The sequence below is a fragment of the Phenylobacterium sp. genome, from assembly GCF_030697925.1.
In the GTDB taxonomy this organism is placed as follows: Bacteria; Pseudomonadota; Alphaproteobacteria; order Caulobacterales; family Caulobacteraceae; genus Phenylobacterium.
The window spans coordinates 1-18,640 of record NZ_JAUYOJ010000036.1 but is presented as its reverse complement, the minus strand read 5'-3'; the positions used below and the strand labels follow the sequence as shown (position 1 = coordinate 18,640).

The 18,640-nt window shown below is 67.9% G+C and carries 14 protein-coding genes; 7 read left to right on the top strand and 7 right to left on the bottom strand.

Annotated elements, in window-relative coordinates:
* Window positions 1–87: 87 nt before the first annotated feature.
* Together Q8Q88_RS04200 and Q8Q88_RS04195 are read right to left on the bottom strand one after the other, a co-directional pair.
* Window positions 88–2,106, bottom strand: coding sequence for an ATP-binding protein (locus Q8Q88_RS04200; protein WP_305673947.1), 2,019 nt, complete (start codon window positions 2,104–2,106; stop codon window positions 88–90).
* Window positions 2,107–2,283: 177 nt separating this feature from the next.
* Window positions 2,284–3,060 carry a hypothetical protein gene (locus Q8Q88_RS04195; protein ID WP_305673946.1) on the bottom strand — a complete coding sequence of 259 codons (777 nt, stop codon included), beginning with the start codon at window positions 3,058–3,060 and terminating at the stop codon, window positions 2,284–2,286.
* Window positions 3,061–3,513: 453 nt separating this feature from the next.
* On the opposite strand from Q8Q88_RS04195, the gene Q8Q88_RS04190 reads away from it, so the two are divergent.
* From Q8Q88_RS04190 to pgsA, 4 genes are all read left to right on the top strand, one after another.
* A complete protein-coding gene (locus Q8Q88_RS04190; protein WP_305673945.1) occupies window positions 3,514–5,301 on the top strand; it encodes a long-chain-acyl-CoA synthetase in 1,788 nt (595 codons plus the stop codon).
* Window positions 5,302–5,344: 43 nt separating this feature from the next.
* Window positions 5,345–7,213, top strand: a complete 1,869-nt coding sequence (gene uvrC, locus Q8Q88_RS04185; RefSeq protein WP_305673944.1) for an excinuclease ABC subunit UvrC — start codon at window positions 5,345–5,347, stop codon at window positions 7,211–7,213.
* 65 nt (window positions 7,214–7,278) lie between these two features.
* Window positions 7,279–7,557 carry a hypothetical protein gene (locus tag Q8Q88_RS04180; RefSeq protein WP_305673943.1) on the top strand — a complete coding sequence of 93 codons (279 nt, stop codon included), beginning with the start codon at window positions 7,279–7,281 and terminating at the stop codon, window positions 7,555–7,557.
* A 23-nt stretch (window positions 7,558–7,580) separates the two neighbouring features.
* Window positions 7,581–8,207, top strand: coding sequence for a CDP-diacylglycerol--glycerol-3-phosphate 3-phosphatidyltransferase (pgsA, locus tag Q8Q88_RS04175; RefSeq protein WP_305673942.1), 627 nt, complete (start codon window positions 7,581–7,583; stop codon window positions 8,205–8,207).
* Window positions 8,208–8,253: 46 nt separating this feature from the next.
* Here pgsA and Q8Q88_RS04170 read toward each other — a convergent pair whose 3' ends face one another.
* The 3 genes from Q8Q88_RS04170 to Q8Q88_RS04160 all read right to left on the bottom strand — a co-directional run bounded on the left by Q8Q88_RS04170 (window position 8,254) and on the right by Q8Q88_RS04160 (window position 10,450).
* Window positions 8,254–8,871, bottom strand: a complete 618-nt coding sequence (locus Q8Q88_RS04170) for a glutathione S-transferase family protein (protein ID WP_305673941.1) — start codon at window positions 8,869–8,871, stop codon at window positions 8,254–8,256.
* Window positions 8,872–8,945: 74 nt separating this feature from the next.
* Window positions 8,946–9,842: a pirin family protein gene (locus Q8Q88_RS04165; RefSeq protein WP_305673940.1), complete on the bottom strand. Its 897-nt coding sequence runs from the start codon at window positions 9,840–9,842 to the stop codon at window positions 8,946–8,948.
* Window positions 9,843–9,952: 110 nt separating this feature from the next.
* Window positions 9,953–10,450 carry an Lrp/AsnC family transcriptional regulator gene (locus Q8Q88_RS04160; protein ID WP_254834412.1) on the bottom strand — a complete coding sequence of 166 codons (498 nt, stop codon included), beginning with the start codon at window positions 10,448–10,450 and terminating at the stop codon, window positions 9,953–9,955.
* Window positions 10,451–10,591: 141 nt separating this feature from the next.
* On the opposite strand from Q8Q88_RS04160, the gene Q8Q88_RS04155 reads away from it, so the two are divergent.
* Window positions 10,592–14,014: an indolepyruvate ferredoxin oxidoreductase family protein gene (locus Q8Q88_RS04155; RefSeq protein ID WP_305673939.1), complete on the top strand. Its 3,423-nt coding sequence runs from the start codon at window positions 10,592–10,594 to the stop codon at window positions 14,012–14,014.
* A gap of 16 nt (window positions 14,015–14,030) precedes the next feature.
* Here the strand turns inward: Q8Q88_RS04155 and Q8Q88_RS04150 are convergent, their stop codons facing one another.
* On the bottom strand, window positions 14,031–15,338 hold the full coding sequence (locus tag Q8Q88_RS04150; protein ID WP_305673938.1) for a tetratricopeptide repeat protein: 1,308 nt from the start codon (window positions 15,336–15,338) through the stop codon (window positions 14,031–14,033).
* Between the two features lie 141 nt (window positions 15,339–15,479).
* Between Q8Q88_RS04150 and Q8Q88_RS04145 the strand changes: the two genes are divergently transcribed.
* A complete protein-coding gene (locus tag Q8Q88_RS04145) occupies window positions 15,480–16,127 on the top strand; it encodes a TetR/AcrR family transcriptional regulator (protein ID WP_305673937.1) in 648 nt (215 codons plus the stop codon).
* Here the strand turns inward: Q8Q88_RS04145 and Q8Q88_RS04140 are convergent.
* A complete protein-coding gene (locus Q8Q88_RS04140) occupies window positions 16,124–17,305 on the bottom strand; it encodes a serine hydrolase (RefSeq protein ID WP_305673936.1) in 1,182 nt (393 codons plus the stop codon). The two genes, Q8Q88_RS04145 and Q8Q88_RS04140, sit on opposite strands and share 4 nt — an antisense overlap.
* 86 nt (window positions 17,306–17,391) lie before the next feature.
* On the opposite strand from Q8Q88_RS04140, the gene Q8Q88_RS04135 reads away from it, so the two are divergent.
* Entirely contained in the window at window positions 17,392–18,504 is a 1,113-nt protein-coding gene (locus tag Q8Q88_RS04135; protein ID WP_305673935.1) for an NAD(P)/FAD-dependent oxidoreductase, read from the top strand.
* The last annotated feature ends 136 nt before the right edge of the window (window positions 18,505–18,640 follow it).

The window sequence follows — 18,640 nt, the reverse complement described above, 5'->3', positions numbered from 1 at the left end:
CGGCATTGGCAGATGCGCCGGGGACCTAGCCGGGGAACCGGCCCCCTGGGAATGTGGCATGGGGTCGCCGTGCCGATTGACGGTTTGTTAAGCCGCGGCCCGGCTGACGGCCTGGCTCTCGGCCACGTGCTGCAGGACGGCAAACAGCTTGGCCGCCTCGATGGGCTTGGGCATGTGCAGGTCGGCGCCGGCGGCCAGGCTGGCGGCCTGGTGCTCGGGCAGGGCGTTGGCGGTCAGCATGACGATGGGGGTGGCGATCCAGTTGCGGGCCCGCTCCCGCGCCCGGATCTCGCGCACGGCGGTCAGGCCGTCCATCACCGGCATCTGCATGTCCATCAGCACCAGGTCGAAGCGCTGGGCGGCGAAGGCCTCGCAAGCTTCCTGGCCGTTCTCGGCGCAGACCAGGTCGACGTCGAATTGGGAGAATAGCACCTGCACCACCTTGCGGTTGGTCGGGTGGTCATCGGCCAGCAGGATGCGCAGCGGCCGATCGGGATCGGCGTCGCCGGCGGACTGCAGGGCCGGAGCGGCCGCCGGGCCGGCGGCGTCGGCCAGCGGCAGTTCCAGCCGCACGGTGAAGGTGGCGCCTTCGCCGAGGTTGCTGATCGCGTCCAGCTCCCCGCCCATCAGCCCGACCAGCTGCTTGGAGATGGCCAGGCCAAGGCCCGAGCCGCCGAACTTGCGGGTCACCGAGCCGTCGGCCTGCTGGAAACGGTTGAACAGCCGCGCCTTGTCGGCGGGGTCGAAGCCGACGCCGGTGTCTTGCACCTCGATGCGCCAGCGGCCCGGACCCTCGGCCCGGACAGCCACGGCCACATAGCCGTCGGAGGTGAACTTCACGGCGTTGGAGACCAGGTTGGTCAGCACCTGCTTGACCCGCAACACGTCGCCGGCGACGGCGGTCTCGGCGGCCGGGTCGATGTCGATGATCAGATCGATGGCCTTGTCCCTGGCCCGGGCGCCGGCCAGGGCGGCGGCCTCGCGGATGGCGTCGGCCAGATGGAAGGGCGCGTTCTCCATGCTGACCGCGCCGGTCTCGATGCGCGACAGGTCCAGCACGTCCGACAGCAGGCGCTCCAAGGTCGCGCCCGAACCGCGGATGATGCCGACCATCTCGGCCTGGGCCGGGTTGAGCGGCGTGCGCTCCAAGGCCTCGGCGATGGCCGAAACCCCGTTGAGCGGGGTGCGGATCTCATGGCTCATATTGGCCAGGAACTCGCTCTGGGAGCGGTGGCTGGCCAGCAGATGGGCGGCGGCGCGGCGGGCGCGGACCACCATGACGGCGCCCATGGCCGCGAAGGCCAGGATCACCAGGGTCACGGGCAGGATGGCGCGGCGCAGCAGGTCGGCTCCGGGACGTTGCGGCGCCCAGTTGACGACGATCGGCGGGCCGCCAAGCGTCTCGACCACCAGCTTGGCGCGTCCGCGCTCCACGCCCTGGTCGCCGACGCCGGCTCGCAGGTCGGCGAGTTGGAAACGCTCCTTAAGGCGGGTCAGGCCGCCTCGGTCCATGGCCAGGGCCATGACCACGACGGGTGCGCGGGGACCCTTGGGCGTGGCCGTGGCGAAGTCGGGCTGCACCAGGGTGGCGGTGACCAGATAGATCCGGCCGTCGTGGAACACATAGTCGCTCGACTGGATGGCGCGGGACATCAGCCTCATGGGCGCGCCGGGCCGGTGGGGTGCGATCGGCCCGCGCCGGGCCTCTGCGCGGCGGACATTGGCGACTAGGCTGGCGGCGCCTTCGAAATGTCCGAAGGTGGCGAGCGACGCCGTCTGCCGATGATGGCGCGCGTAGATCGGCCGATCGGCGGCGTCGAGGACGAAGAGCCGCTCGAAGTCCAGGTTTTGGGCGTAGTGGTCGTTGAGGTTCTCGGCGGCCCAGGCCGGGTCGAACCGATTGTCGAGCTTGAGGATGGCCTCATCCCAGTTGGTCTCAGGAATGATCGAGCGTTCGATCTCGGCGACGTCGCCGCTGATCCCCCGCCGGACCAGGTCCTCTTCGTGGGCGCGGACCCCGCGATCGATCTCGGCGGCCCAGATCATCAGGCTGGCGACGAACACCACCATGGCGGTCACGGCCAGCGCCACCATGGGCGCCAACATGCCTAACTCGGACTCGCGCCGCATTTGGGCCCCTACCCCAGATCTCGTTGCGACCAGGATGTCGCAGGGGAGTTAAGGGAGCGTTCCGCCGCCGCACCTAGAAGGCGACCCCGGGCACGGGACAAGACGACGGCGGCCCCCGTCGCCGGGGGCCGCCGCGCTCTTGCTAACCCGTCCCTAGAGGGTCGGCGGAATGGTCGGGTCCGGGACCAGCGGCGTCGGGGTCTCGCTCGGGGCTGGGGCCACCGGTTCGGCCGCGATGGGCGGCAGGATGATCGGGGCGGGCGAGGCGCTGGGCGTCTGGGTGGTGGCCGAATAGGGGACCGGCGCGGTCGGCAGGGTGGCGCTGGCGTCGCGCGACCAGGCGCTCACGTCTTCCGCGCCAGGGGCGGCGGCGGGAGCCGGCCGAGCCCTGGCGACCCGGGTGGGCGCGGCGGCGCGGGCGGTCACGCGGGGCGTGGCGGCCTTGGCGATGGGGGCGGCCGGCGTGGGCGTGGCCTCGACCGGGGCGGGCGTCGGCGTCACCGCGGCCAGTTCAGTCGGCTCCGGAAGCGGGGCCGGCGGGGTCGGGGCGACGGCGACGGTGGCCGGTTGTTCGGCGATCAGGCCGTCCCGCGGCTGCATGGTGAAGTAGGCGACGCCGGCTAGCAGGGCGACGGCGGGAATGGCGATCATGGCGATGGGCGCCATCGCGCGGCCCGATGACTTTGCGGTCGACTTGGCGCTCTGCGCATAGCGCGGCGCGGCGGCGAACGCCGAGGTGTCGTCCATCACCTGGTCCTCGCGGACGAGGTCGGGATCGACGAAGGCGGCGCGCGGCGCATCATCCGACGCGAAGGTGCGCTCTTCCGGCGCCACACGGGGCGCGGTGTCGAAGGTCGTGGACGAATCTTCGCGGGCGAAGTCCTCGGCGGTGAACTTGGGGCGGGCAAACGGGCTATATTCGGTCGACATATCAGACCTCCCAGGTCGTTGGTCGGAGATGAGAACGAGCTGGGCGTTCACATGTTCCGTGATTTCCAACGTCACGCTTGATCCGAACCGTGTCTTAAGGGCCGCAGTTCCTGAAATTATACTGTTTTTTGACCGAGAAGTTTTTTCCAACAGTGAAGTTTCATTTTCGACGATCGTACAAAGACTTCCAATTTTGCGCCATAGTCTGGCGATTGTCGCCGCCTCCGCGCCACAATTGACGGCCGAGCTTGCCGACGCGTGAGGGTATCCTTGACCAGTGAGGTCCTGGGCGCTTCTCGCCAATCGGCCTGGGCGCGGTTTTCTTAACCAAGCACTGAGTCCTTTCCGCCACGGTCGGGTTCGCCTGAGACGGGTGCGACGCTTCGCATCCATGGCTCAGCTTGACCCGCGCTCACGGCCCCCGCCAAGGTGAGCGCGCGTCGGAGGGAATGCATGCGACTGAAGGCCCGGCTCGAACGTGACTGGCGCTTCATGCGCGGGCTCAAACGTACCTTGAAGCGCGTGAAGACCATCGCGCCGTCCTCGCCCAACCTCATCTGCGACGATCTGCAGGTTGCGGTGGAGACCTGGCGCGACAACCCCGCCCTGACCTTCGAGGGCAAGACCCTCACCTATGGCGAGATGGACGCCGTCGCCAACCGCTTCGCCCACTGGGCCAAGGGGATGAACATCCGGCGCGGCCAGGTGGTGGCGCTGTTCCTGCCCAATCGGCTGGAATATTTCCCGATCTGGTATGGGCTGTCGAAGATCGGGGTGGTCACCGCCCTGATCAACAACCAGCTCGCGGGCCTGCCCCTGGCCCACTGCCTGAGTATCTCGGGCGCGGCCCATGTGATCGTCGACGGCGAGACCTCGCCGGTGTTCGAGCAGGCCAAGACCCTGCTGGACCGACCCATGCAGCAATGGGTCCTGGGTCAGGCGCATGGCGACCAGCGCGACCTCGTCCAGGCGTTGAAGAGCTGCAGCCAGCTCCCGCCGGATCGCTCGGTGCGCGACGGCATGACCGCCAAGGACACCGCGCTCTATATCTACACCAGCGGCACCACCGGCCTGCCGAAGGCCGCGCGGATCACCCACGTCCGCGCCCAGCTCTATATGCGCGCCTTCGCCGGCGCCACGGGGGCCACGGCCAAGGACCGGATCTACGTGGCCCTGCCGCTCTACCACGCCACCGGCGGTCTCTGCGGCCTGGGCGCGGCCCTGCTGAACGGCGGCTCGGCGGTGTTGAAGAGGAAATTCTCCGCCAGTCACTTCTGGTCCGACGTGGTCGCCGAGCGCTGCACGATGTTCGTCTATATCGGCGAGCTGTGCCGCTACCTGGTCAACCATCCCGAGGTCGAGGACGAGCACGGCCACAAGATCCGCCTGGCCTTCGGCAACGGCCTGCGCGGCGACGTCTGGGCCGAGATGAGGACGCGGTTCAGGATCCCGGAGATCCTGGAGTTCTACGGCTCTACCGAGGGCAATGTCTCGCTGTTCAATTTCGACGGCAAGGTGGGCGCGATCGGCCGGGCGCCCAAGTGGCTGCGCAACAAGTTCAGCGTGCGGCTGGTCCAGTTCGACGTGGAGACCGAGGAGCCGGTGCGCGGCTTGAACGGCCTGTGCATCGAGTGCGGGCCGGGCCAGGTCGGCGAGTGCATCGGCGCGATCGGCGGCGACGCGCGAACCGCCTATACCGGCTATGTCGACAAGGTCGCCTCCGAGAAGAAGATCCTGCGCGACGTCTTCGAACGCGGCGACGCCTGGTTCCGCACCGGCGACCTGATGCGCATGGACGCCGACGGCTACTTCTATTTCGTCGACCGGATCGGCGACACCTTCCGCTGGAAGGGCGAGAACGTCTCCACCAACGAGGTGGCCGAACGGTTGGCCGCCGTGCCCGGCGTGGCCGAGGCCAATGTCTATGGCGTGACGGTCGAGGGCGCCGACGGCCGCGCCGGCATGGCGGGCCTGGTGGTGGAGTCGGGCTTCGACATCAAGCAGTTCGGGGAACAGGTGGCCCGCGACCTGCCGCCCTACGCCCAGCCGGTCTTCGTCCGCATCCTTCCGGCAATCGAGACCACCGGCACGTTCAAGCACCGCAAGATGGACCTGGTGGCCGACGGCTTCGATCCAGGCAAGATCAAGGGCGCGATCTTCTGGCGCGACCCGGTGAAGGGCTACATCAAACTGACCAAGCCGGGCTTCGAGAAACTCTCCGCCGGCGGGGTGAAGCTCTAGATCGCGTCCTGCGCGCGACGCCGGACTCGCCTATATCTGCGCCATGACCATCGACGTCACCACCCCGGCGCCCCTGCAGGGCGCGGCCCTGATCAAGGACGAGGTCCGGCGTCTGCCTGATGCTCCGGGCGTCTACCGGATGATCGGCGAGGATGGCGAGGTCCTCTATGTTGGCAAGGCCCGCTCGCTGAAGAAGCGTGTGCTGCAGTACGCCCAGGGCCGCTTCCACACTCAGCGCATCGCCCTGATGGTCGACCTGACCCGGTCGATGGAGTTCGTCACGGTCCGCACCGAGACCGACGCCCTGCTGCTCGAGATCAACCTGATCAAGCAGATGAAGCCGCGCTTCAACGTCCTGCTGCGCGACGACAAGAGCTTCCCCGAGATCGTCATCCGGCGGGAACATCCCGCCGCCCAGTTGCGCAAGCATCGCGGCGCCCACACCATCAAGGGTGACTATTTCGGCCCCTTCGCCTCGGCCCACTCGGTCACCAAGACCCTGAACACCCTGCAGAAGGCCTTCCTGCTGCGATCCTGCTCGGACAGCGTCTATGAGAGCCGCACCCGGCCGTGCATGCTGCATCAGATCAAGCGCTGCGCCGCGCCCTGCACGGGCCTGGTCAGCCTGGAGGACTATGGCGGCCTGGTCGACCAGGCCGAGGCCTTCCTGCGCGGCAAGAGCCGGGCGGTGATGAAGACCCTGTCGGACCAGATGCAGGCGGCTTCGGACGACATGGAGTTCGAGCGCGCCGCGCGCCTGCGCGACCGGATCCGGGCCCTGGCCTCCGTCGCCCAGGAGACCCAGGTCAATCCCGAGACCATCGAGGAGGCCGACGTCTTCGCCCTGCACGCCGAGGGCGGCCAGGCCTGCGTCCAGGTGTTCTTCTTCCGGGCCGGCCAGAACTGGGGCAACCGCGCCTATTTCCCCCGGGTCGACAAGTCGGACGAGGACCCGGACGTGATGAGCGCCTTCCTGGGCCAATTCTACGACGACAAGCCGATCCCGCGGCTGATCCTGACCAGCATCGAACCCGCCGAGCGCGACCTGCTGTGCGAGGCCTTCGGCCTGAAGGCCGGCCGCAAGGTGACCATCGATCGGCCGCAGCGGGGCGAGAAGCGCCAGCTGGTCGACCACGCGCTCACCAACGCCCGCGAGGCCCTGGGCCGCAAGATGGCCGAGAGCTCAGCCCAGTCGAAGCTGCTGGCCGGGGTGTGCGAAGCCTTCGGCCTGGACGGCAATCCCGAGCGCATCGAGGTCTATGACAACGCCCACATCATGGGGACCAACGCGGTCGGCGGCATGATCGTCGCGGGCCCCGACGGCTTCCAGAAGAGCCAGTACCGCAAGTTCAACATCAAGGGGACCGAGCTCACCCCCGGCGACGACTACGGCATGATGAAGGAGGTGATGCGTCGCCGCTTCGCCCGCCTGGTCAAGGAAGAGGAGGCCGGGGAGGGCGCGATCCGCCCCGACCTGGTGTTGGTGGACGGCGGCGCGGGCCAGCTCGCCGCGGTGACCGAGGTCATGGCCGATCTGGGCGTCGACGACATCGCCGTGGTGGGGGTCGCCAAGGGCCCCGACCGCGATGCGGGGCTGGAGCGGTTCTTCATCGAGGGCAAGCCGCCCTTCATGTTGGAGCCCAAGTCGCCGGTCCTCTACTATCTGCAGCGGTTGCGCGACGAGGCCCACCGGTTCGCCAATGGCAGCCACCGCACCCGCCGGTCCATGGACATCAAGAAGAACCCGCTCGATGAGATCGAGGGGGTCGGTCCCGGCCGCAAGCGCGCCCTGCTGCATGCCTTCGGCTCCGCGCGCGGCGTGTCGCGGGCCTCGGTGGACGACCTGGCCAAGGTCGAGGGGGTCAGCGAACCCCTGGCCCAACGGATTTTCGATTACTTCCGCAAGGGTTGAGCGGGAACGTTTGGCGCGCCCGGACGCTGCGGTAAGCTGAAGCTCAATTCCGCCGGAGACCGCCCATGTCCGCTCGCGCCATCCTCGCCATCGCGGCCCTGGCCAGTCTGGCGCCCGCCATCGGCCAGGCCAGTTCCCCTGATGCCTGGATCGCCTTCCGCGCCGACGTCGCCGCCAGGTGTCTGGCCGCGGCCCAGGCGACCGGCATGAAGACGCCCGAGGTCATCGTCCACCCGCTGGGCACGGAGACCTATGGCGTGGCCGTGCTTCGAGAGGGCGCGGACAAGCGAATCTGCATCTATGGAAAACAGTCTAAGAAGGTCGAGCTGACGCTGGCCACCTGAGTCATGCGCGCGCTAGGACCGACATGAAAGCCCTTCCCAACCTCCTGACCTCGCTACGGCTGGTCCTGACCCTGTTCGTCTTCCTGGCCCTGGCCGCGGCGGCGGGCGCGGTGCCCTATGTCAGCGAGCGGCTGACGCCCGAGATGCAGTTCGGCCTGCAGCGTTGGGCCTTCTGGTCGTTCGTGATCGCGGCGGTCACCGACTTCTTCGACGGCTGGCTGGCGCGCAAGCTGGACGCCGTCAGCGTCTGGGGCGCGATCCTCGACCCCATCGGCGACAAGGTGCTGGTGTGTGGGGCGATCCTGGGCCTGCTGGCCCTGGGCGGCCAGCCGATGGTGGTGCTGCCGGCGGGCCTGATGCTGTTCCGCGAGTTCACGGTCAGCGCCCTGCGCGAGGTCGGCGCCGGCAAGGGCGTGAAGCTGCCGGTCACACTGCTGGCAAAGTGGAAAACCACGCTGCAGCTCACCGCGCTCGCCGCCGAGATGCTGTCGTCGTCCTGGGCGGCGTTCGACCTGCCCGCCGATCCGGCCATCCAGAGCCCGGTGACGCTGCTTGCCCACACCCTGATGTGGGTGGCCACGATCGTCACCCTCATCACCGGCGCTCAGTACTGGGAACAGACGCGCAAGGCGTTGAGCGCGCAGGGCTGACCTTTTCCTCCCACGTGACCAACGGGAACGGGGGAGGAAAGCAGCTTTAGGCCGGCGCCTTGGCCGGCGTCCGCGCCTTCACCCGTTCCATCCAGGCGACGATGTTCTTGTTGTCGGGGTTCAGCGGCTGGCCCACCGTTCCGCCGAACTGCACGAAGCAGAACAGCAGGATGTCGGCCAGGGTGAAGCGCTCGCCCGCCACCCAGGTCTTGCCGGTCATCAGCCCGTCCAACCAGCCGAGCTTTTCCCGGGTCAGGGCCTTCAGGTCGTCGGCGGCGTGGGGGATGGTCCGCATGCGGCTCTGGAACAGGGGAAGGCCCTCGGCGTAGCGGAAGCCGTTGACGAGCGGTTCGCAGATATTGAGGTCGATGCGACGCAGCCACATGCGGGTCTCCGCGCGCTCTTCCGGCGTCGTGCCGATCAGCGGCGGGCTGGGGAACTTTTCCTCCAGGTATTCGCAGATCGGGATGATCTCGGACAGATGTCCGCCGCCGTCCATCTCCAGGCAGGGTGATTGGCCCGCCGGGTTTTTTTCCATGTAGGGGGCCTGGCGGTTCTCGCCGGCCATGATGTCGACCTTGACCGTGTCGAGGGTGACGCCCTTTTCGGCCAGGAACATGTTCACGACCGCCGGATTGGGGCCAATGGAAGAGTAGAGTTTCATGCCGTCCTCCCAGGATCTGGTTGGTGGCATTCAAAGCAAGCTTCCCCCAGGGCGTTCAAGCCCTTTCGGCCGCCTCACGACATCGGGTTCGCCTGGGCCGGCGGCGGTTCGTTGGGCAGGGGAATGAACTCGTCGTGGTCGGCGTCGGGCAACTTCATGCGCCCGGCCCGCCAGTCGGCCTTGGCCTGCTCGATGCGGTCCTTGGACGATGAGACGAAGTTCCAGTCGATGAACCGGCCCCCAATCGGCTCGCCGCCCAGCAGCATGACGATGGCGTCGTTCACGGCGGTGAACAGCACCGGCTGGCCGGGCTCGAACACCAGCATCTGGCCCTCATGGAACTGGCGTCCGTCCACCTCGACCATGCCCAGGGCCACATAGGCCGCGCGCTCGGGATACTCCGCCGGCAGCTGCGCCTGGGCGCCGGGCTTCAGCGCCCAATGGACGTAGAACATCGGCGAGTGGGTCTTGACCGGCGAGCTCGCGCCAAAGGCCTGGCCGGCGATCAGCCGCGCCCACATGCCGTTCGCCTCATGAGTCGGCAGGACCTCGGGGGCGTAGTGGTCGAAGCTGGGGGCGGTCTCTTCGTCCTCGACCGGCAGGGCGATCCAGGCCTGGATGCCGTTCATCGAGCCGCCCTGGGCGCGCAGGGTCTCGAAGCGCTCGGAGTGGGTGATGCCCGAGCCGGCGGTCATCCAGTTCACCTCACCCGGCCGGATCGGCTGGGTGACGCCCACCGAGTCGCGATGGGTCATCTCGCCTTCGAACAGGTAGGAGAGGGTCGACAGCCCGATATGCGGATGCGGTCGCACGTCCACATTGGCCGGGAAGCCTGCCTCGAACCGGGCTGGGCCCATGTGGTCGAAGAAGATGAAGGGCCCGACCATCCGCCGTCTGGGATAGGGCAGGACCCGGCCGACCTCGAACCCGCCCAGGTCCTTGCGCCGCTGGTCGATGACGAGGTCGATCATGGTCGGGGCTCCGGGTTCTGTCCGGCCGCCATACTGCCCTTTCTCGCCATGACCGAGAAGGCGGGCTTGCGCGCACGCGGCCGAGGGCGGTCAGAACGACCGCCGCTCGGTCAGCCGTGGCTGCTGACGTAGGGGCTGATCAGTCCGAGCGGCGCGGCGGTGGTGTGCTTGACTGAGCGGATGACGATCCGGCTCTCGATATTGGAGACCAGGCCCAGCGACAGGATCTTCTCGCGCAGGAAGTCGTCGAAGGCGTGCATGTCGCGGGTGACGATGCGCAGCTCGTAGTCGGCGGCGCCGGTGACGGTGGCGCACTGCACCACTTCCGGCAGCTTGCCGATGGCGGTCTCGAAGGCGTCCAGGTTGTCCTTGGTCGGCAGCGACAGCTTGACGGTGCAATAGACCTCGAAGCCCAAGCCCAGCAGTTCGCGGTCCAGGATGGTCACGCGACGCTGGATGACGCCTGAATCTTCCAGGCGTTTGATGCGCCGCCAGCACGGGCTGGAGGACAATCCGACCCGTTCTGCGATCTCGGCGACCGAAAGGCCGGCGTCATGCTGGATCAGGTCCAAAATCTTGGCATCGACGGCGTCGAGGGCCTCGGACAAGTTTTCCTCCTTCATACGGCGCATATGAGCGTCATTCTTGCCCCGGAACCCATGGCGGGGGGCACGCCTTTAGCAAGCAATTGCATCGTACTTATATGATCTTCTATTGGCACTAGGGAGCCGAAAAGGAAAGATATTGCTATGCGCCACGCAGATGTGACGCTCGACGACAAATTCCTGCTCAAAGAAGGTCGCGTCTTCATCACCGGGGTCCAGGCGCTCCTGCGAGTGATGATGGACCAGCGGCGCCTGGATTTGGCCGCGGGCCTGAACACCGCCGGATTTGTCTCGGGATATCGTGGCTCCCCGCTTGGCGGCCTGGATCAACAGGCCGGCCGGGCGAAGAAATTCCTCGAAGAAGCCCAGGTGGTCTTCAAGGAAGGCCTCAACGAGGACCTGGCGGCCACCGCCGTCTGGGGCAGCCAGCAGGCCAACCTATTCCCCGGCGCCAAGTTCGATGGCGTCACCGGCATGTGGTACGGCAAGGCCCCCGGCGTCGACCGGACGGGCGACGCCTTCAAGCACGCCAACTTCGCCGGAACCTGGCCAAAGGGCGGCGTTCTGGCTGTGGCCGGCGACGACCACACCTGCAAGTCCTCCACCCTGCCGTCGCAGTCGGAATTCGCCTTCCAGGACTTCGAGATGCCGGTGCTGTCGCCGGCCGACGTGCAGGAGGTGCTGGACTACGGCCTGATGGGCATCGCCATGTCGCGCTTCTCCGGCCTGTGGGTGGGCCTGATCGCGCTGGCGGACACCATGGACTCGGGCGTCACCATCGATATCTCGCTGGACCGCCACAAGATCGTGGTCCCCACGAACTTCAAGTTCCCGGCCGGCGGGGTCGGCATTCGGCTGAAGGACCAGCCCCTGGACAAGGAGCGCCGCCTGCGGACGCTCAAGATCCCGGCGGCGCTCGCCTTCGCCCGCGCCAACCGCATCGACCGGGTCATGCTGGGCTCGAGCCGGCCACGGCTAGGCATCGTCTGCCAGGGCCAGGCCTATAAGGACGTGATCGAGGCCTTCGCGGCCATGGGCATCACCAGCCAGCAGGCCTCGGACCTGGGCGTCGCCATCTACAAGGTCGGCATGCCCTGGCCGCTGGAGCCGACCGGCCTGCGCGCTTTCGCCGCCGGCCTCGAGACCATGATGGTCATCGAGCACAAGCGCGCGCTGATCGAGACCCAGGCGCGCGCCGCCCTCTACGACCTGCCCGCCCACGCGCGGCCCAAGATCGTCGGCAAGACCGACGAGCAGGGCCACCCCTTGCTTTCGGAACTCGGCGCCCTCTCGGTGGCGGAGGTGGCCTTGGCCATCGCCGACCGACTGCCTCCCGGCCCGCACATGGAGCGGGTCCACGACTACCTCTCCCGCGTCTCGGCCGCCTCCATGGCCGCCGTGACCCTGGCGGCGGAACAGCAGCGCAAGCCGTTCTTCTGCTCGGGCTGCCCGCACAACTCCTCGACCCGCCTGCCGGAGGGCTCCCGCGCCCTGGCCGGGATCGGCTGCCACTATATGGCCAGCTTCTCAGACCCGTCGACCGACCTGAACAGCCATATGGGCGGCGAGGGCCTGACCTGGGTGGGGTCGGCCCCCTTCACCACCGAACCGCATGTGTTCGTGAACCTGGGCGACGGGACCTACAATCACTCCGGCTCCCTGGCGATCCGTGCGTCGATCGCCGCCAACAGCCATGTCACCTACAAGCTGTTGTTCAACGACGCTGTGGCCATGACCGGCGGCCAGGCGGCCGAGAGCGGTTTCACCCCGGCCCAGATCACCCGCCAGCTCGCCGCCGAGGGCATAGCCAAGACCGTGATCGTCGCCGACGATCCCCGCCGCTACGACGACGTGAAGGATCTCGCCCCCGGCGTGGACGTCCGCCCGCGGTCGGAACTGATCGAAGTCCAGAAGATGCTGCGCGACACGCCCGGCGCCACGGTCCTGCTCTATGACCAGGTCTGCGCCAACGAGAAGCGCCGGCGCCGCAAGCGCGGCAAGATGGAGACCGCGACGAAGCGCGTGTTCATCAATCCGCTGGTCTGCGAGGGCTGCGGCGACTGTTCCAAGACGTCCAACTGCGTCTCCGTCGAGCCGCTGAACACCGAGTTCGGCCGCAAGCGGAGGATCAACCAGTCGAGCTGCAACACCGACTATTCGTGCCTCGACGGCTTCTGCCCGTCCTTCGTCACGATCGAAGGCGGTGAGAACGCCCAGGCGAAGGCCATGCCGGCGCTAACCGCCGACTCCACACCGCTGCCGTCCTTCGAGCCGCTGGAGGGGGTGCGCAACATCGTCTTCACCGGCATTGGCGGCACCGGCGTGACGACCGTCGCCTCGATCCTGGCCATGGCCGCCCACGTGGACGGCCGCGCCTCGTCGGTGGTGGACATGACCGGCCTGGCCCAGAAGGGCGGGGCGGTGTTCTCCCACGTCCGGATCGGCGAGACCGAGGACAGCGTGGTCGGCGGGCGCGTCCCGGCGGCTTCGGCCCACGTGCTGATCGCCTGCGACATCCTCTCGGCGGCCGGCGCCGACGCGCTGGCCCTCTACGCCAAGGACCGCACCGTGGCCTGCGGTAACGAGGACTTCTCGCCCACCGCCGATTTCGTCACCGACCGCGACGTGCGCTTCGATTCCAAGAGCATGTCGGGCCGGATCAAGGCGGCGACCAAGTCCTATGACGAATGCCCGGCCCACCATCTGGCTGAGACCACCTTCGGCGACGCCATCTTTTCCAACATGATCATGGTGGGCTTCGCCTGGCAGAAGGGACTGGTCCCGTTGTCCTCGCGGGCCATCTACCGCGCGATCCGCCTGAACGGCGTCCAGGCTGAGGCCAATCTGCAAGCCTTCGAACTGGGCCGCCGGGTGGCGCACGATCCCGCGGCGCGGGGGCCGGCCGAGGCTGACGTCCCGACGCCTGAGACCATGCCGCTGGCCGAACTCATCGCCCATCGCGGTCGCGAGCTCACCGCCTACCAGAACGCCGCCTATGCCAAGCGTTACCTGGAACGGGTCGAGCAGGTTTCCAAGGCTGAAGCCATCTTCGGCTCCGAGGCCCTGACCCGCACCGTGGCGACCAACCTCTTCAAGCTGATGGCCTACAAGGACGAGTACGAGGTCGCGCGGCTCTATACCGACGGCCGGTTCGCCGCCGAGCGGAACGGGACCTTCAAGGGGGGTAAGACCACGATCTGGCTCTCTCCGCCGCTGCTCGCGCCCAAAGGCCCGGACGGCAAGCCGAGGAAGATCCAGTTCGGTGGCTGGATGCTGGATGCGGCCTTCCCCCTGATGGCCAGGATGAAGGGCTTGCGCGGTACGGCCCTCGACATCTTCGGCTACACCGAGGAACGGAAGATGGAACGGGGCCTGATCGTCGACTACCAGGCTGGCCTCGACAAGGTTCTGGCGGGCTTGACCGCCAAGACCCTGCCGACCGCGGTCCAGATCGCCGCCGTGCCGCAGGCGATCCGCGGCTATGGCCACATCAAGGACGCCTCGGTGAAGATCGCCAAGGCCGACGAGGCCAAGCTGTGGCGCGAGTGGGAGAAGGCGGCGGCCTAAACCGCCGCCCTCGTCCTCAGGCGGCGCGGCTGAGCAGCGCCTCGTCGCCGATCGACAGCGGCTTGGCGTTGGCGCGCTCGGCGAGCAGCGCCTTTTCCAGGCGCCCGTCGCCGCCCCGCCGCGCCGCGGCGATCAGCGTCAGGTCGATCAGGTCGCGCTGGGCATGGCTTCCGCCGAACCGGCCGGAGTGGTTGCGGATGCCGCGCAGCCGGTCGGCCGCCGCGGCGTAGGCGCCCGCGTCGAAGGCGGCGATGGCCTGGATCAGCGGCAGGCCGACATCGCGCACCATGACGGCGTTATCGCCCGGCGCCGCTAGGGCCTGGTCCTGCGCCGTGAGCACCGCCTTGACGCCGTCCGCGCGGCCGGCGCCGACGAAGGCCATCATGGCATGGGCGTCGGTGAAGGCCGACATGCCGAGGATGCCCTGCTCATAGACGTCGGCCAGCCGGCTCCAACGGTCGCCCACATCGACCCCCAGCAGCTTCAGCCGCCACAGCAGGGCCGCCGCGTCGAGCTTGTCGAAGTCCATGGTCGAGGCCTCACCGTAGATCGGACCGTCATAGAGCCGCAGCACTTCGTCGGTCTCGCCCAGGCCCAGATGGAAGAGCGCCAGGTGCCACCAGTTGTGGACCGCGAAATAGCTGTCCTGCTGCCAGCCGGTGCTCTCGCGCCGCATGAAGGCGATCCCATCGGCGCGACGGTCCTGCATTTCCAAAACGTGGGCGACGGCGTGCTGGGCCCAGGCGTCGAGGGGCTGCAACTCCAGGGCCCGACGGCCCGCGGCCTCGGCGCGGCTGTAGAAGCCGCTCTCCTCCAGACCGAAGGCCAGCATGGCCAGCACCGCGTGATAGTCGGGCATGGCGTCCGACCAGTGCGGCAGGACCCGGGCGATGCGGTCACGCAGCATGCGCGAGTCGCCCAGCAGGAAGTCCATCAGCTGGCCGGCCTGCAGGGCCTGCAGGTCGCGCGGATATTCGATGGACAGGTCCTCCAGGATGCGCCCGGCGTCGCGGATCTCGCCGGCGGCGATGCTGGCCAGGGCGGCCACGTGCCCGCGTTCGCGGTCGGTGCCGGTCAGGGTCTTGGCCGTCTCCAGGGCGGCGATCCCGCCCATCATGGTCTCGGGATTGGTCCCGACCAGCATGAGGTTGGCCTTGAGCACATGGGCCATGATGAAACCGGGGCTGTCGACTACAGCCTGCTCCAGCAGGGTGAAGGGATCGCCGCCCATGCGGTGATAGAGGCTGAGCGCCTCGCAATAGGCCTTGGCGGCCTTGGGACTGGCGCCGGTCAGGGCCAGTCCGGCCTGGTCTTTCTGTGACATCTGCTTCTCCTCGTCTCGGGGCGGGGAGAGGTATTTCGTTGCGCCCTCAGCCTCTAGCGAGCGCGCGGTCGGTTTTGGCTGACCGGGGATTTTCGTGTTATCCGAAAGACTTGGGTCAGCATCCCGTGGTGGGCTAAGCCGATGTCGAGCGAGCTACCCGAGAAAACCACACCGCCGGTGCAGTCGAAGGGCGCGCGCACGCGCGAACGCCTGCTCGACATCGCCTATGACGCGATCATCCGTAAGGGCTTCAGCGCCACCTCCATCGAGGAGCTGGTGGCCGAGGCCGGCATCACAAAGAGCGGCTTCTTCTACCATTTCCGCGACAAGAACGATCTCGCCCGCCAGATCCTGGAGCGCTACCACGCCGAGAACGACGTCTTCCAGCAGACCCTGATCGCCCGGGCGCGGGAGCTCTCGTCCGATCCGCTGCACGCCTATCTGATCTTCATCAAGCTCTATGCCGAGGCGATGTCGGACATGATTCAGAACCATCCCGGCTGCCTGGTGGCGACCATCACCTTCCAGGACCAGGCCTTCGACCGCGAGGTGACGCGAATGAACGCCGAGGGGGTGCTAGTGTGGCGCAAGACCTTCCTGACCTGGCTGGAGGAGATCGCGGAAGCCTATCCCCCGAAGATCCCGACGGACCTGATCGGCCTGGCGGACGGCGTCTTCGGCACCACGTCCCAGGCGCTCATCGTGTCCAAAACCTTGGGCGATCCCAGCCTGGTCTCCCGGGACCTGCTGCTCTATCGCGACCAGATCCGGCTGACCTTCGGCGGCTAGCGCGCCACCGCCGCGCGGATCGCCGCGGTCAGCCGGTCGCGCGCGGCGTTCAGCTCAGGCGTGTCGGCTGCGGGCCAGGCGGAATTGACCACGATGATCAGCTTGTCCTTCGGGAAGGTGGTGATCGACTGGCCGAAGATGCCCTGGGCCTCGTAGGCGCCGACGGCGGGATTGATCCACCAGAAATAGCCGTAGCCGCCATATTCCGGATGCGCCGGGCTGACCTGCACGTGCGCGCGGGTGGCGTCGGCGGTCCAGCCCTCGGGGACCACCTGTTTCCCGCCAGCCTTGCCGCCGCCCAGGATGAACATGCCGATCCGGCCGTAGTCGCGCAGGGTCATGGACATGCAGCAGCCGCCGCGTTCGTGGCCGGCCACGTCCTCGATCCAGATGGCGTCCTGCTCCATGCCGAACGGCGCCCAGATCTTCTCCGACAGATACTGCGCCAGCGGCTTGCCCACCGCCTTGGAGACCAAGATCCCCACCAGGTCGGTCTCACCGGTGGAATAGTGGAACTTCGAGCCCGGCGGTACATCGCGCGGCAGACGGCGCATGTAGCTGACCACCGGATTGACCCCCGGCTCGATCACCGAGAGCCCCACCTTGGCCACGTCGGACACGAGGCTTGTATAGTCCTCGTTCCACTTCACGCCGGAGGTCATGGTGATCAGCTGGCGCACGGTGACGCCCTCATAGCCGCCGCCCCTGAGTTCCGGGATGTAGGCGGTCACCGGATCGTCCAGGCTCTTGATGAAGCCGTCCTGGATCGCCGCCCCCACCAGGGTCGAGGTCACCGACTTGGCCACCGAGAACGAGGTCCAGCGGTCGGTGGGCTTGCGGTCCAGGCCGTAGCGCTCCAGCAGCACCTTGCCGTCCTTGATCACCAGCAGGCCCGAGACCCGGTAGGCCGCCATGAAGCCCTCGATGTCGTGGGGCGTCCCGGCGATCTTCAGTTTCGGATCGAGAGGTGTCCCGGCGGGCAGCGGGAAGACCTCGGCCCCGCGCTTGACCACCTGGTGGGCGGCGAGCGTCTCCATGGCCTTGTAGCCCGCCTGCTGCTGCTCGGGACTCCACATCAGGATCGAGGCGCCCGCCGGGGGCGGCGAAGCCTGGGCCAGCGCCGTCGCCGGAACCAAGGCCGCCGCCACGGCCGCCAGGGCCAACCTCATCCCACGCATCGTCCCGCTCCCGGCTTGCTTGTTGCGATCAGGCTAGAGAGGGCGGGGCGGTTTGCATACGGGCCAGGTTCGGCTACCCCAGACCCATGGCGGATTTCGATTTTGATGCGGTGGTGGTGGGCGCGGGCGCGGTGGGCCTGGCCTGCGGATATGCGCTCTCCAAGCGCGGCCTAGTCGTGGCGGTGCTGGAGGCCGGGCCGATCATCGGCGAGGGGGTCTCGGCGCGCAATTCCGAGGTGATCCATGGTGGGCTCTACTATCCGACCGGCTCGCTGAAGGCGCGGCTGTGCGTCCAGGGGCGTCGCGCGCTCTATGCTTTCCTGGACAGCCACAAGGTGCCCCACGACCGCTGCGGCAAGCTGGTGGTGGCGACGACCAGCGACGAGGTCGGGCGGCTGGATTCGATCCTGGAGCAGGCCCAGGCCAACGACGTCGAGGGCATGGCGCGGATGACCAAGGCCCAGGTCCTGGCCCTGGAGCCCGAGCTGGCCTGCGAGGGCGCGCTGATCTCGCCGCAGAGCGGTGTGTTCGACAGCCACGGCTACATGCTGGCCCTGCAGGGTGAGATCGAGGCGGCCGGCGGGGTGGTGGTGACCTCGACGCCGTTCGAGGGCGCCAGCCCGCTGGACGGCGGCGGGTTCTCGGTGAAGGCCGGCGGCGAGGAGCCGACCACGCTCACCTGCCGGCTGCTGGTCACCGCGCCGGGGCTCTCGGCCCAGGCGGTGGCGGCGACGATCCAGGGTTTCCCCAAGGCGACCATCCCGCCGCTGCACTACGGCAAGGGGGTCTACTTCCGGCTGACCGGCAAGGCGCCGTTTGCGCGGCTGATCTATCCGCCGCCGATCCACGGCGCGCTGGGCACCCACTATCGCCGCGACCTGGGCGGCCAGGCGGTCTTCGGACCGGACCTGCAGTTCGTCGACACGCTGGACTACAGCGTCGACCCCGAGCGGGCGACCGAATTCTACCGCTATATCCGCAAGTTCTGGCCGGGCCTGCCCGACGGGGCGCTGGCGCCCGACTATGCCGGCATACGGCCCAAGCTGCATGGCCCGGACGAACCGCAGCCGGACTTCCGCATCGATGGGCCGCAGGTCCACGGACTGGACGGCCTGGTCGCCCTGTTCGGCATCGAGAGCCCTGGCCTCACATCTTCCCTGGCGATCGGCGAAGAGGTCGCCGAGCGGCTGGGGATCTAGAGCGTGACCGCTCTTAGCTGAATCGGGATTCCGGATATCTGCGGATCATGATTCAAGGTCCAGGCTGGGCAGGAGGCCAGCTTGGATGGGTCGGCCGTATTCTCTGGATCTTCGGGATCGCGTGGCTCGGTTCGTG

Coding starts and splice junctions, on each gene's coding strand:
- Q8Q88_RS04200 (WP_305673947.1), bottom strand. CDS start 2,106: ATGTTGGCGCCCATGGTGGCGCTGGCCGTGACCGCCATGGTGGTGTTC.
- Q8Q88_RS04195 (WP_305673946.1), bottom strand. CDS start 3,060: ATGTCGACCGAATATAGCCCGTTTGCCCGCCCCAAGTTCACCGCCGAG.
- Q8Q88_RS04190 (WP_305673945.1), top strand. CDS start 3,514: ATGCGACTGAAGGCCCGGCTCGAACGTGACTGGCGCTTCATGCGCGGG.
- uvrC (WP_305673944.1), top strand. CDS start 5,345: ATGACCATCGACGTCACCACCCCGGCGCCCCTGCAGGGCGCGGCCCTG.
- Q8Q88_RS04180 (WP_305673943.1), top strand. CDS start 7,279: ATGTCCGCTCGCGCCATCCTCGCCATCGCGGCCCTGGCCAGTCTGGCG.
- pgsA (WP_305673942.1), top strand. CDS start 7,581: ATGAAAGCCCTTCCCAACCTCCTGACCTCGCTACGGCTGGTCCTGACC.
- Q8Q88_RS04170 (WP_305673941.1), bottom strand. CDS start 8,871: ATGAAACTCTACTCTTCCATTGGCCCCAATCCGGCGGTCGTGAACATG.
- Q8Q88_RS04165 (WP_305673940.1), bottom strand. CDS start 9,842: ATGATCGACCTCGTCATCGACCAGCGGCGCAAGGACCTGGGCGGGTTC.
- Q8Q88_RS04155 (WP_305673939.1), top strand. CDS start 10,592: ATGCGCCACGCAGATGTGACGCTCGACGACAAATTCCTGCTCAAAGAA.
- Q8Q88_RS04150 (WP_305673938.1), bottom strand. CDS start 15,338: ATGTCACAGAAAGACCAGGCCGGACTGGCCCTGACCGGCGCCAGTCCC.
- Q8Q88_RS04145 (WP_305673937.1), top strand. CDS start 15,480: ATGTCGAGCGAGCTACCCGAGAAAACCACACCGCCGGTGCAGTCGAAG.
- Q8Q88_RS04140 (WP_305673936.1), bottom strand. CDS start 17,305: ATGCGTGGGATGAGGTTGGCCCTGGCGGCCGTGGCGGCGGCCTTGGTT.
- Q8Q88_RS04135 (WP_305673935.1), top strand. CDS start 17,392: ATGGCGGATTTCGATTTTGATGCGGTGGTGGTGGGCGCGGGCGCGGTG.